A 12,726-nucleotide genomic window follows, 5' to 3' on the forward strand; every position below is an offset into this window, starting at 1 on the left:
TGATTATTGAATTAACATAACTTGCTTATCTTGTTTTTTCATACTACGTGTAAATGCTGTTACACCTGTTCTAGCAATTTCTTTCAAACCGTATGGACGAAGTAATTCAATTAACGCTTCTACTTTGTCTTGCGTACCTGTTACTTGCACAACTATGGAATCCTTCCCAACATCTATTACAGCGGCTCGAAACGGTTCAATTAAACTATATAATTCTGCCCTCGCTACAGAAGTTGCTACTTTAATAAGAGCAAGCTCTCTAGCAATCATCGCTTCTTCTGTAATATCTGATACTTTCAGTACGTCAATTTGTTTATGCAGTTGTTTAATTAACTGCTCCACTTGCTGTTCACTTTCAACGTGTACAACAATCGTCATTCGCGATATATCTGATGATTCTGTATGACCTACTGAAATACTTTCAATATTAAAATGTCTTCGTGTCATAACCCCTGTAATTCGGTTTAAAACACCACTTTGATTTCGAACTGTCGCTGTAACAATTCTCTTCACCCTTTTTCCACTCCCTCCATTTGGTGAACACCTTTTCCTGGCGCAACCATCGGCATAACCTTCTCTGATTGAAGTACACGACAATCAATTACGACTGGCTCTTGTAATTCAATAGCATGCTGGATTTGCTTCTTTGCAAGAAGTGGATCGTCAATACGAACACCTTTTATGCCATATGCATTCGCAAGAGCGACGAAATCTGGTTGGCATGGTAATAAAGAATGTGAATATCTTTGATTGTAAAATTCATCTTGCCACTGTCTTACCATTCCTAAAGCTTCATTATTTAAAATAAATACTTTAACGGGTAAAGCGTGTTCTTTTAATACACTTAATTCTTGTAGAGTCATTTGAAACCCAGCATCACCAACAATTGCAATAACTAATTCTTCAGGCTTTGCAATTTGCGCACCGATTGCTGCTGGAAATCCAAACCCCATCGTTCCTAATCCACCAGAAGTTACCCATTTATCTGGATTTTTCAGCGGATAATATTGGGCTGCCCACATTTGGTGTTGCCCAACGTCTGTTGTTACAATCGCTTCTCCCTTCGTAATTTCATATAACATATCAATTGCGTATTGGGGCTTAATACTTTCAGAATTTCTTTTATAAGAGAATGGATATTGTTCTTTTCTCCCCTTTAATAAAGTGATCCATTCATGATGATTTTCTTTTCCCCCTTCTGGTTCAAGTAATACTTCCAATGCCCGCTTAGCACTTGCAACAATAGGAATTTCAGTTGGCACATTTTTCCCGATTTCTGCTGGATCGATATCGATATGCGCAACAGTAGCCCCTTTAGCAAAATAAGCTAAATTCCCTGTAAGCCGATCATCAAATCTCGCGCCTATATTAATGAGTAAGTCACATTCATATAACGCCATATTTGCTGTATAAGAACCATGCATTCCTCCCATCCCTAGAAATAGTTCATCATCTGGTGGAAAACCACCAAGACCAAGTAATGTATGCACAACAGGGATTTCATATTTACGAGCAAAATTTGTCAATTCTTTCGAAGCTTTCGCATGCAATATACCCGCTCCAGCTAAAATTAACGGTTTTTTTGCGGTTTCAATTACTTTGAGTAATTTGTTTATTTGAAGTAGATTCGGTTCATAATTAGGGTTATATCCCGGTAAATCCATTTGTACATTGCTACATTGCTCACCTTTCTCGACTACCATATCTTTCGGAAGGTCAATAACGACTGGTCCTGGTCTTCCAGTTTTAGCAATATGAAATGCTTCTTTAATAATTCGAGGTAAATCTGAGGCCTTTCGCACTTGATAGTTATGTTTTGTCACTGGCATCGTAAGTCCCATAATATCTGCCTCTTGAAAAGCATCGCTCCCAATTAACGTTGTTGCTACTTGGCCTGTAAATACTACAAGTGGCAATGAATCAATCATCGCATCAGCTAGACCCGTAATTACATTTGTAGCACCTGGCCCACTCGTTGCAATTACAACCCCTGGATGCCCTGTAATTCTGGCATACCCTTCAGCAGCGTGAATTGCCCCTTGCTCATGCCTTGTTAAAATATGCGGAATTTCACAATCATACAATGCATCATAGAGAGGTAAAACGGCACCACCCGGATAACCGAAAATCACTTCTACGCCTTCCTTTTCTAGCGCTTCTAACAATAGCTGTGCACCAGTTGCCAGTTTCTCTTCCGTTTTTGAAGACATTGTTCTTATAAGCCCCCTTTTTCAAACTTTTATACAATAAAAAAATCCTACGTCCACACTCCAGCTATGTGCTGAAGGGACGAAAGATTTCGCGGTACCACCCTTCTTCGCAAGAATACTCTTGCCTCAGTGATCCATAAATGGATCTAGCTAATAACGGAGCTACCGTCTAAGCCTAGACAAATGCTTTAGCTTAGCACTCAAGGGCGATGTTCGTCGACGTGAACCATCGGTTTTCAGCAACCACCGACTCTCTGTGAGGCTTCACAATCAACTACTCCTCCCTATCAACGCTTTCTTATGTTAAAAAAGTTGTTATCCAACTTTATTTTCTTCGTAAATTTTCTCTCCATCTTCTACAACTAACTTACGAAACTCTTTTAATAAACGGTTCGTATGTGGACCTGTTTGCCCTAAGCCAATCGTTCTACCATCTACTGTCGTAACAGCAATCACTTCAGCAGCTGTTCCTGTTAAAAACACTTCATCAGCTACATATACATCATGTCTTGTAAATAACTCTTCTCTTACGTCATACCCAAGTTTTTCGCCGATTTCTAAAATGGCGTTTCGTGTAATACCTTCTAACGCTCCAGCAGAACTTGGTGGTGTAATTAATTTATTTCCTTTAACAATAAACACGTTATCTCCTGATCCTTCAGCTACATATCCTTGATCATTTAACATAAGTGCTTCTTGTACTCCAGCTAATTTCGCTTCAATACGAACTAAAATATTGTTTAAGTAATTTAAAGATTTTACTTGAGGGGATAAAACATCGGGACGATTTCGGCGCGTTGCAACTGTTACAACTGGAATCCCTTTCTCATAATATTCTTGTGGGAATAAAGATAATTGTTCTGCAATTACTACTACATTCGGCTTCTTACATGAATCGGGATCCAATCCAAGATTTCCTGCTCCTCTTGATACAACAAGGCGAATGTATCCATTAGATAATTTATTTTGTCGAATCGTCTCAACAACAATATTTGTTACTTCATCTAATGAATATGGAATTTCTAAAAGGATTGATTTTGCTGATTCATACAGCCGGACAAGATGCTCTCTCAAACGGAAAACATTACCGCTATAAACTCTAATTCCTTCAAACACTCCATCGCCATATAAATAGCCATGATCATATACTGAAACTTTTGCCTCATCTTTTGGAACAAATTCTCCATTTAAGAAAATCCATTGCTCATTCACTAGAAGCGCCTCCTATGTTCTATGAATTTTTTATTGTTTCCTAGTTTACTCTCCTTTCTAAATAAATCAAGTGAATTTTTAGAAAATTTATAATTTTTAATCATACGTACTTCTTTGCTTATACTGATTTAACAACATTGTTAACGTTTACAAAAAGTCAAAAAATTTTTTTCGCCAATTTCCACTAAAAAAATATTTGTTTAAAAGAAGGATTTTCATCAATTGATACGAATCTATTGTATTCAATAAACGGACGTCCGATTTTATAAATCCGGGGATATATAACGACTTTTGCTGAAAAAGGGGGAAAATAACAAAAATAGCGCTGTCTAAAAATAACATTCATATTTTTCATTTCGTAATCATAATCCTATTTTTAAAAAACAATTTGTCAAAATAAAGGAGGAAATAAATATGGCGTGTGTACAAATTAAAGGAACGAGACAAGAGGTAGTAGAAATGCTGCAATTATTTGATCTAATGGATACGAAAGGTTTTTGTAAATTCGATAATTACGTAGAGGTAGAACCAAATACGAAAGAACATAATCATTTTATTGCTTCAATCGACATCCATTCAAATACTTCTTCAGCACAAGATACATTAAACGATCAATTCGTTAGTCAAATGCTTACTGGCGTATATAACGACTAAACAAAGATTTACTTCCTACCGTCTTTTCATAAATATATGCAGTGAACTTGAGCATACTAGCAATTAGATGGTAGGAGGTGATAATTATGGCTAGAATTGGCGTTGAAAACTCATTAACAGACGTTCAACAAGCTCTTCAACAACAAGGTCATGAAGTTGTTACACTTAACTCAGAACAGGATGCACAAGGGTGTGATTGTTGCGTTGTAACTGGGCAAGATTCTAATGTGATGGGCATTGCAGATACATCAATTAAAGGATCAGTCATTACAGCTCACGGTTTAACAACGGATGAAATTTGTCAACAAGTTGAAAGTCGCACTTAAAAAATGAAAGAGGACCCCTTTTAAAAGGAGTCCTCTTTTTTATATTCACCTAACGGGAAAGTAACATATACTGGATGAAAGCCCTACCTCTCTCTCATCATTACGGTTCCACTGACCGCTCCTTGATTCACTAGTATACATATATAGCTTATAAATACAATTTATAGGGTTTGTTCACAAAAGTTGTTGATAAAATTACCCGATCTTTCGCAAACTTTTCGTATTGCATTCATAAGAGATATTTACTTTACACTAGCTGTAACCGAGACACGAATTAAAATTCTAACACCAATACAATAACTTGTCAACTTTTTTCCGTAAATTAAAAACAGACATTAACGGTTTGTCTGTTTTAGAATGGAGCTTTTTCTTTTATTACATATACAACAAAGCCGCTAACTAACATAAATAAGCCAACTACTAAGTTTTTGATATTAATCATAAATTCCTCTCCCTTATTCCACACATCATATATATTTACATTTCAATTATTCCGATCATCCTAAAGCGCACTTTTTCTAATATATCATAATTCCTAAAAAATGCAAGTTCACTTTTGACGACCATTCACAAATTTATCTACAGTGCTTGGTACAGTATTTAAAGCCTTTTCAATTAAATGTGTACTGCTGTTGAGATGTAATACTTGCACCCCATTAGAACCAACTACTAAAAAAGCTACTGGACTAATGGAAACCCCAGCCCCGCTTCCTCCTCCAAATGGATGCCCTTGTTTGTTCTCTTTATGCTGATTTTGCCCACCGTTATGTTTTTCAGTGATGAAATCCCCTTTAAAATCACTTCCACCAGCTCCAAAACCAAAAGCCACTTGAGATACTGTTAATACTACATTTCCGTCAGCTGTTGAAACCGGGCTCCCAACAATTGTATTTACATCTACCATCTCTTTTAAATTTGTCATTGCCGTTTTCATTAAATTTTCAATTGGATGTTCCATTATGTATTGCACCCTTTCCTCATTATTCCTTTTTATATTTTCCAAAATAGAGGAAGTCATACTAACTTTTCCTATTTCAAAAAAACATTTTCCTTCTTTTAAAAGATACTACTCCCTGTACATGCTCCGGTATAGTGAAACTTTAATCAGTGGGATGTGTACGTAGCTCGACTCCCACAAATAGCGGGATAAAAAAGAAAAAGAGATACATACTACTATTGAACCTTGTTATGAAAGGAGTCATGACTTTGACTGAGAAATTTGATGATTATAAAAAAAGAGATAGAATAGATAGTGATTATAGTGACTATAAAGAAGAGTACGCCGCTGAGGTTGCACCACAACGCATTGATTATGATTACGATGATAAAGACGATAAAGATGTTGTAAAATCGTCCGCTGCTGGATCAACTGCTGGTTTTATCGCTCTTGCGCTATCTATCTTATCGCTATTTACATTTCCAACACTATTTGGTCTTGTTTCTGTTTTACTCGGTATTTACGCTTATAATCGCGGAGCTACTGTAACTGGCGGTATCGCTGCAGTTGTCGGTGGAATTGCTGCACTTATCGCAATTTTATTCCGAGTAGCACTTATTGGTCTATTGTTCTCCCTGTTCTAAAAAAGAAAAAGGTATCTCGCTTAACGCGGGATACCTTATCCTGTAAACACATCTTCCGATGGATATTTTATTTTTTGTTTTGCTGGTCGCGCTAAAGAGAACACAAGTGTTAATGGTCCAATTAATCCGCAGAACATAACAAACATAATAATACATTTTCCAAATGCCGATAGCTTTCCAGTAATTCCCATCGTTAATCCGACTGTGCCAAACGCTGATATTGTCTCAAATAATAATTGAATAAAGCTGAAGTTTTCTGTAAGCATTAATATGAATACCGCTGCTAAAATAAGTATTTGACTGGCAACAGCAATCGCTAAGGCCCTCGTTACTGTCGACATTTTAATTGTACGCTGAAATAAAACAATTTCCTCCTTTTTTCTAAAGAAAGAAAGGACAGATGTAATTAAGATAACAAACGTCGTTAATTTAATTCCTCCACCTGTTGATACACTTCCTGCACCAATAAACATTAAAATCATCGTAAATAATATAGATGATTCTTCCATACCTCCATAGTCAACCGTATTAAATCCAGCTGTCCGCGGAGTAATACCTTGAAAGAAGGAAGCCCATAGTTTTTCATTTAAAGATAAATTCCCTAACGTCTTCACATTATTATATTCCAATACAAAAATCACAATCATTGCTATAACATTTAGTACTACTGTTCCAATAATCATTATTTTTGAGTGAAGTGATAATTTTCGAAAACTGCGACTATACCATATATCAATTAATACGGTAAAACCGAGTCCACCAATTACAATTAAAGAGCAAATCCCAATATTAATAATGGGATCCCCTACATATCTTGTTAAATTATCTGGCCATAAAGCAAACCCTGCATTATTATAAGATGCAATTACATGAAAAATACTATAGTATAAACCTTTTCCAAAACCAAACTCTGGAATAAAGCGAAACGATAAAAAGATGACCCCAATAAGTTCAATACAAATCGAAAATATAAAGACACGCTTTACTAATTTTACAAGACCACCTATATTTGTTTGATTAAATGCTTCTCCAATTAATAAACGATGGCGTAATCCGATTTTTTTACCTAGTACCCAAACAATTAAAATGGCAATTGTCATAAGGCCTAGACCACCTGTTTGAATTAAAAACATAATAACAATTTCGCCAAACATCGTAAATGTACTTGCTGTATCCACTACTCCCAAACCAGTTACGGTCGCTGCTGACGTTGCTGTAAAGAAAGCATCTACCCAACTAATATGTACTTTCGTTGCGAATGGTAATTTTAATAACAAACCGCCAACCACAATTAAGCAGAAAAAGCCTAATGCTAATATTTGTGGTGGGTTTAATCGTATAAGACGATTATACAGCCCTTGTTTTTTTGTTACGTCCATATCACTAACTCCCTTATTAAAGTGAAGCTTCCCCTCATACAATAAAAAGCTTTTTAAAAGCCCTTAAATAATTGGGACAAACCTTATATTCTCATAATATAGTTGAGCATAATCTTTTTTTTCATAGATTACAACTTTTATTTATATTCAGATTCCTTTTCGTTTTATGCTGGAAAACTCTATATCCTAATTCTATATTGCTAGCAATAACAATTTCATATGTACTATTTTTCAAATCCCCATATCTTTCACTCTATGTTCACATAGAGGTCACATCCACCTTTTATAGTATATGTATCGAAGCTGTTCCTCCCTAATTTATAAGACATTCCCCAGTGTCTTTGAATAGCTTCCATCCCTAATTAAATTGACATAAATTGTCCCCTTCCCTTGACCATCTTATAAATGATGGTCTTATTTTTTGTTTGCTTTATCTTTTATTCCGCTATTTGTGGGCAATAAACGCCCGATTGGTTAAGGCTAATAATCAATAGGGGATGAACAAAAAACACTCATTAAATTTTCATTTTATTTAAAACTCCCTCTCTCTTTCACTCTATATTCACACAGAGGTCACATCTATCTTTTATAGTATGTGTATTGAAGTTGTTCCTCCCTAATTTATAAGACATTCCCCAGTGTCTTAAAGCAGCTTCCATCCCTAATTAAATTGACATAAATTGTCCCCTTCCTTGACCATCTTATAAATGATGGTCTTATTTTTTTGTCTTTCTATCTTTTATTTAAAACTTCCACTCTCTTTCACTCTATGTTCACACAGAGGTCACATCTACCTTTTATAGTATATGTATCGAAGTTGTTCCTCCCTAATTTATAAGACATTCCCCAGTGTCTTTGAACAGCTTCCATCCCTAATTAAATTGACATAAATTGTCCCCTTCCTTGACCATCTTATAAATGATGGTCTTATTTTTTTGTCTTTCTATCTTTTATTTAAAACTCCCTCTCTCTTTCACCCTATGTTCACATGAGAGTCACACCTACCTTTTATAGTATATGTATTGAAGTTGTTCCTCCCTAATTTATAAGACATTCCCCAGTGTCTTAAAGCAACTTCCATCCCTAATTAAATTGACATAAATTGTCCCCTTCCCTAGACCATCCTATGTGATGGTCTATTTTATTTTCCAAACACAAAATCAGTCTATCTACACCTAAAAACCAAAAAATTCAGAAAATATTGTTAAATTAGGGATTTTTTCGGTATAATTACTTTAGAAAGAAATTTCACAAAAACAAAAGGGGGGATTTTATTGAAACAAACAAAAGCAATCTTAATCGCATTATTTCTAGGTCTAGTTGTTGGACTCACTCTAAATTTAGCTGCTCCATCTATCTTTGAGCCACTAAATCAATATGTGTTCAACCCAATTGGTCAATTGTTTATTCGACTTATTAAAATGCTAGTTGTTCCTGTTGTGTTCATTTCTATCGTACTTGGTGCTGCCGGCCTTGGAGATCCGAAACAACTTGGAAGAATCGGTTTAAAATCAATTTCATTCTTTCTCGTAACAACTGCGGTTGCCATCTCTATAGCGGTTACATTTGCACTTATTATAAAACCAGGAGCTGGCGGTAATTTTAAAACAGAAGGTCTTAAGTATGAAGGTGCAAAAACTGAAACATCTTTCGTTGACACATTGCTAAATATCGTACCAGATAACCCAGCAAAAGCGATGGCTGACGGAAACATGTTACAAATCATTACCTTTGCCGTATTGATTGGACTCGGTATAGCTATTTTAGGAAAACGAGTTCAAGGTATCCATTCATTACTTGAACAGGGCAACGAATTAATGATGTATCTTGTTAATCTCGTTATGAAATTAGCCCCAATTGGAACATTCGGTTTGCTCGCTTCATCCGTTGGTAAAATGGGGCTTGCAGGCGTCGCTGCGATGTTCAAGTATATGATTGTCGTTATGTTAGTACTCATTATTCACGGGGTCTTTGTATATGGTGGCTTATTAAAAGTATTAGCAAAAGAAAATATTGTTCGTTTCTTTAAACATTTCGGACCAGTAATGGCAATTGGATTTAGTACATCTAGCTCTAATGCATCGCTTCCATTTGCAATGAAAACAGCACAAGATAAGCTTGGCGTTCCAAAAGCGATAAGCTCATTTGTACAACCACTAGGGGCAACTATTAATATGGATGGTACTGCCATTATGCAAGGAGTAGCCACTGTATTTATCGCTCAAGTATACGGAGTTGAACTTACATTACCGCAATTAGCTATGGTCGTATTAACTGCTGTACTAGCTAGTATCGGTACTGCTGGTGTACCTGGTGTTGGACTTGTAATGCTTACAATGGTTTTAAATCAAGTAAATCTACCAGTAGAAGGTATCGCTTTAATTATCGGTATTGACCGTATTCTAGATATGTCTAGAACAGCTGTAAACATTTCTGGTGATGCAATTTGCGCAATGATTGTCGCAAAATCAGAAGAAAAATATAATACGGATCAATCGGCAGCATCTTAAATCAAAAAAGGAGTGAATTATTTCACTCCTTTTTTGATTTACTCCCTTTTTTAGAACGATATTCTTTTCCTTTATTATCATTACCAGTTTCAAATTCAGTGCTAAATTCCTGATTAAATTGGCCGGACTTTGGTGACCCTTGATTACCGCTCCCTTTACTACCGTTACGATTCGTCATATTTCTCCCTCCCTTCCTTGTATTAGTAGTATGGCGCTCTATCTTTTTTCATACACATTTTATTTTTTAACATCTATTACACACGAAAGAAGACCTCCCATATATAAGGAAGACCTTCTATTTCATCACGTAAGCGTTTTCTTATTTATAATCACTTAAATAAGTTTTTTGGAAATTGAAATCATTACATTCATTTCATCTTCTGAAAGTGCAGAGAATCTTTCTTGTAAATATTGTTTTTTCGCATCTTCCATTTTCGCAACTAAATCTTTCCCTTGTTCTGTAATCTCTAAATACACAACTCGGCGATCTGATGTAGAACGTGAACGAGTTACAAAACCTTTATTAATTAATTTTTCTGTAACAGCTGTAATATGACTATTCGACACATTTAATTCATTTGCTACACGCGATACCATTTCTTTATTCGTACGATTTAATATTCTCAGAACGATGAATTCATTCCACGGTATGTAACCACCGAATATTTTTCCGATATCATTACGCAATGTGCGAAACATAGCAAACACATTTGTCGATAGTTCTTCCATTAATTGCTCTCGATTTTGAGACAACATTGACAGCTCCTTTTATTTCATTTAGTTAAATAAAAACCTTATTAATAATTTTACATGAAATCTTACTTTTTGTCATCTTATTTTCCCATAATTCGTAGTTTTTTAATATGTATTTCATGATAAAATGAAGTCAACTTCCAGAAAAAGGGGGATTTTAATGCGTGAGGAGGAGAGGTTCTCAAATCTCAGCCTAAAAGATAAAACAATTATCATTAGTATTATTGCTCTTTTTCTCATTATAGTTTTTACATTTATATTTTTTGTATATGTAGGAATCTTTCAAATTACAGGTATAGCGTATAGTTCACGTACTGCTTTACTTCTCTTTTTTTTATTAATCACTTTCTTAGATGGTATTACATTATTTATTTTCAGTTTCTTCAAAGCGCTGCTATATCCATTGACTCAAAACATGCCAAATTGGATTTCTCTCACTCTTTTCTCATTCATTGAAATTACACTAGATTGGTTCGTCATTCATACTGCTGATGATTGGATAGAAAGCGTACAAATGTCCAACTTAACTGAATTATGTGTCGTACTATTCTTTTTTCTATTAAATAAATTATTAAGTGACAAGAAAGAGTAAGAATACAAGCTTTTCTATATAAAAATTGGTACAATGAAAGCAAATCTTACTAAAGAGGTGTCAATTATGAACTTACAACAATGGGCTGATAAAGGTATGTCCTTTGATACATATGTGAATGAAATGCAAGTAAACCAATACGAGCTACTACACATTTACAATAATTTTTTAATTCCAAATGAATTACTTCCTGTATTAGAAGAACGTCAAAATGATGGCTGGCGTGTTATCGTATTAACTGCTGATTGGTGTGGCGATGCTCTTTTATGCGTACCTGTTATGAAACGAATTTCTGAAGTTGCAAATATTGATATGCGTTTATTAATTCGCGATGAAAACTTAGAATTAATGGATCAATATTTAACAAATGGAACAGCACGTGCGATTCCAATCTTTATTTTCATTGATAAAGATGGAAATGAACAAGCCGTCTTTGGACCACGCGCTCCAAAAGTACAAGAATTAGTAACTTCAATGCGCGCTACATTACCTGAAAAAGAAGATCCAACATTCGAAGAAAAACAAAAAGAAATGTATGCTAATTTCCGTGCTACATTAGCTGATGATACTTCTCTTTGGGAACATGTAATGGAAAACATGATAGAAAAATTAGTAAAATAAAAACCTGCCGAGCTCGGCAGGTTTTTATTTTACATAATGAAGAAATAGAATACCGCAGCTAAAATGAAACGATAATAAGCGAACGGTGTTAGTTTTACACGAGATAATAATTTTAAGAATGAGACAATTGCAAGCATCGCAACAACGAATGCAGTTACAAATCCTGTTGCAAATAGCGTTACATCTGCCGAGCTTAATACATCCCAGCTTTTAATTAAATCTAATCCAGTTGCAGCTACCATCATCGGTACTGCTAAAATGAACGTATATTCAGCTGCCGCTGTATGCGACACGCGAGCTAATAAACCACCACTTATTGTAGAACCAGAACGAGAAAATCCTGGCCAAAGTGCTAAACATTGGAACATTCCAATTGTAAATGCTTGCTTATATGTGATTTCATCTAACGTTCTTGCTGTACTTGGTTTTGAAAACTTCTCAGCAACAATCATTAAAATACCACCAGCTACTAAACTAATGACAACTGGTCCTGGACCAAATAAAACCTTTTTAATTGCACTATGGAATAATACACCGAGTACCCCGGCAGGAATCATCCCAATAATAATATGTAATAAATTTAACGATGGCCCTTCTTTTACTTTCCCAATTCCAACTAACGACCATAATCGTTTCCAAAATACAACTACAACCGCTAAAATCGATCCCAATTGGATTACAACTTCAAAAACTTTCGCTCTCTCATCGTCAAATCCAATTAAATGTCCTGTTAAAATCATATGTCCTGTTGATGATACTGGTAGAAACTCTGTTAACCCTTCAACAGCACCCATGATTAAACCAATTAACCAATCAGCCACAAGTAGTGCCTCCTTAATAACAAATAATATGTAATTTTTTCACACCTTATCATAATACCTTATCCCT

Annotated in this window: 15 protein-coding genes and 1 other annotated feature; of the genes, 6 read left to right on the forward strand and 9 right to left on the reverse strand. The window is 35.2% G+C overall.

What is annotated here, in order from left to right:
• Positions 1-3 precede the first annotated feature (3 nt).
• From ilvN to ilvE, 3 genes are all read right to left on the reverse strand, one after another.
• Positions 4-513 carry an acetolactate synthase small subunit gene (gene ilvN / locus B9A45_RS22825; protein ID WP_000822952.1) on the reverse strand — a complete coding sequence of 170 codons (510 nt, stop codon included), beginning with the start codon at positions 511-513 and terminating at the stop codon, positions 4-6.
• Positions 510-2,210: an acetolactate synthase large subunit gene (gene ilvB / locus B9A45_RS22830; protein ID WP_000095832.1), complete on the reverse strand. Its 1,701-nt coding sequence runs from the start codon at positions 2,208-2,210 to the stop codon at positions 510-512. Before ilvB ends, ilvN begins: the two co-directional genes overlap by 4 nt.
• A gap of 72 nt (positions 2,211-2,282) precedes the next feature.
• Positions 2,283-2,510, reverse strand: a binding site (T-box leader).
• Between the two features lie 15 nt (positions 2,511-2,525).
• Positions 2,526-3,422 (reverse strand): branched-chain-amino-acid transaminase, encoded by an 897-nt coding sequence (gene ilvE / locus B9A45_RS22835; protein ID WP_001005487.1) that lies wholly within the window; start codon positions 3,420-3,422, stop codon positions 2,526-2,528.
• Between the two features lie 414 nt (positions 3,423-3,836).
• Here ilvE and B9A45_RS22845 point away from each other — a divergent pair, with 414 nt between their 5' ends.
• Positions 3,837-4,076, forward strand: coding sequence for a DUF3911 family protein (locus tag B9A45_RS22845; protein ID WP_000752512.1), 240 nt, complete (start codon positions 3,837-3,839; stop codon positions 4,074-4,076).
• A gap of 86 nt (positions 4,077-4,162) precedes the next feature.
• Complete coding sequence (locus tag B9A45_RS22850) at positions 4,163-4,402, forward strand: YkuS family protein (RefSeq protein WP_000101022.1); 240 nt, start codon at positions 4,163-4,165, stop codon at positions 4,400-4,402.
• A gap of 352 nt (positions 4,403-4,754) precedes the next feature.
• Here the strand turns inward: B9A45_RS22850 and B9A45_RS22860 are convergent, their stop codons facing one another.
• Together B9A45_RS22860 and ytfJ are read right to left on the reverse strand one after the other, a co-directional pair.
• A complete protein-coding gene (locus B9A45_RS22860) occupies positions 4,755-4,844 on the reverse strand; it encodes a hypothetical protein (RefSeq protein ID WP_000608227.1) in 90 nt (29 codons plus the stop codon).
• Positions 4,845-4,952: 108 nt separating this feature from the next.
• Positions 4,953-5,420: a GerW family sporulation protein gene (gene ytfJ / locus B9A45_RS22865; RefSeq protein ID WP_000204234.1), complete on the reverse strand. Its 468-nt coding sequence runs from the start codon at positions 5,418-5,420 to the stop codon at positions 4,953-4,955.
• Between the two features lie 188 nt (positions 5,421-5,608).
• Here ytfJ and B9A45_RS22870 point away from each other — a divergent pair, with 188 nt between their 5' ends.
• Entirely contained in the window at positions 5,609-5,983 is a 375-nt protein-coding gene (locus B9A45_RS22870; protein ID WP_000136535.1) for a hypothetical protein, read from the forward strand.
• Between the two features lie 35 nt (positions 5,984-6,018).
• On the opposite strand, the gene B9A45_RS22875 is transcribed toward B9A45_RS22870, so the two are convergent.
• Positions 6,019-7,362, reverse strand: a complete 1,344-nt coding sequence (locus B9A45_RS22875; protein WP_084065151.1) for a TrkH family potassium uptake protein — start codon at positions 7,360-7,362, stop codon at positions 6,019-6,021.
• A gap of 1,274 nt (positions 7,363-8,636) precedes the next feature.
• Between B9A45_RS22875 and B9A45_RS22880 the strand changes: the two genes are divergently transcribed.
• On the forward strand, positions 8,637-9,872 hold the full coding sequence (locus B9A45_RS22880; protein ID WP_084065153.1) for a dicarboxylate/amino acid:cation symporter: 1,236 nt from the start codon (positions 8,637-8,639) through the stop codon (positions 9,870-9,872).
• 22 nt (positions 9,873-9,894) lie between these two features.
• Here the strand turns inward: B9A45_RS22880 and B9A45_RS22885 are convergent, their stop codons facing one another.
• Positions 9,895-10,050, reverse strand: coding sequence for a hypothetical protein (locus tag B9A45_RS22885; protein ID WP_000184928.1), 156 nt, complete (start codon positions 10,048-10,050; stop codon positions 9,895-9,897).
• Positions 10,051-10,205: 155 nt separating this feature from the next.
• Positions 10,206-10,625 carry a MarR family winged helix-turn-helix transcriptional regulator gene (locus B9A45_RS22890; RefSeq protein WP_000081432.1) on the reverse strand — a complete coding sequence of 140 codons (420 nt, stop codon included), beginning with the start codon at positions 10,623-10,625 and terminating at the stop codon, positions 10,206-10,208.
• 160 nt (positions 10,626-10,785) lie between these two features.
• Between B9A45_RS22890 and B9A45_RS22895 the strand changes: the two genes are divergently transcribed.
• Complete coding sequence (locus tag B9A45_RS22895) at positions 10,786-11,217, forward strand: regulatory YrvL family protein (RefSeq protein ID WP_070757154.1); 432 nt, start codon at positions 10,786-10,788, stop codon at positions 11,215-11,217.
• Positions 11,218-11,250: 33 nt separating this feature from the next.
• Positions 11,251-11,838 (forward strand): thioredoxin family protein, encoded by a 588-nt coding sequence (locus B9A45_RS22900; RefSeq protein WP_142263083.1) that lies wholly within the window; start codon positions 11,251-11,253, stop codon positions 11,836-11,838.
• A gap of 29 nt (positions 11,839-11,867) precedes the next feature.
• Here B9A45_RS22900 and uppP read toward each other — a convergent pair whose 3' ends face one another.
• Complete coding sequence (uppP, locus tag B9A45_RS22905; protein WP_000796258.1) at positions 11,868-12,659, reverse strand: bacitracin resistance undecaprenyl-diphosphatase; 792 nt, start codon at positions 12,657-12,659, stop codon at positions 11,868-11,870.
• Positions 12,660-12,726 lie beyond the last annotated feature (67 nt).

It is taken from the genome of Bacillus sp. JKS001846 (genome assembly GCF_900176455.1).
In the GTDB taxonomy this organism is placed as follows: domain Bacteria; phylum Bacillota; class Bacilli; order Bacillales; family Bacillaceae_G; genus Bacillus_A; species Bacillus_A cereus.

Excerpts from the sequence above, each read along its gene's own strand:
- ytfJ (WP_000204234.1), bottom strand. The coding sequence starts at position 5,420 with ATGACTTCCTCTATTTTGGAAAATATAAAAAGGAATAATGAGGAAAGG.
- B9A45_RS22895 (WP_070757154.1), top strand. The coding sequence starts at position 10,786 with ATGCGTGAGGAGGAGAGGTTCTCAAATCTCAGCCTAAAAGATAAAACA.
- B9A45_RS22885 (WP_000184928.1), bottom strand. The coding sequence starts at position 10,050 with ATGACGAATCGTAACGGTAGTAAAGGGAGCGGTAATCAAGGGTCACCA.
- ilvB (WP_000095832.1), bottom strand. The coding sequence starts at position 2,210 with ATGTCTTCAAAAACGGAAGAGAAACTGGCAACTGGTGCACAGCTATTG.
- B9A45_RS22875 (WP_084065151.1), bottom strand. The coding sequence starts at position 7,362 with ATGGACGTAACAAAAAAACAAGGGCTGTATAATCGTCTTATACGATTA.
- B9A45_RS22860 (WP_000608227.1), bottom strand. The coding sequence starts at position 4,844 with ATGATTAATATCAAAAACTTAGTAGTTGGCTTATTTATGTTAGTTAGC.
- B9A45_RS22845 (WP_000752512.1), top strand. The coding sequence starts at position 3,837 with ATGGCGTGTGTACAAATTAAAGGAACGAGACAAGAGGTAGTAGAAATG.
- B9A45_RS22900 (WP_142263083.1), top strand. The coding sequence starts at position 11,251 with ATGAAAGCAAATCTTACTAAAGAGGTGTCAATTATGAACTTACAACAA.
- B9A45_RS22850 (WP_000101022.1), top strand. The coding sequence starts at position 4,163 with ATGGCTAGAATTGGCGTTGAAAACTCATTAACAGACGTTCAACAAGCT.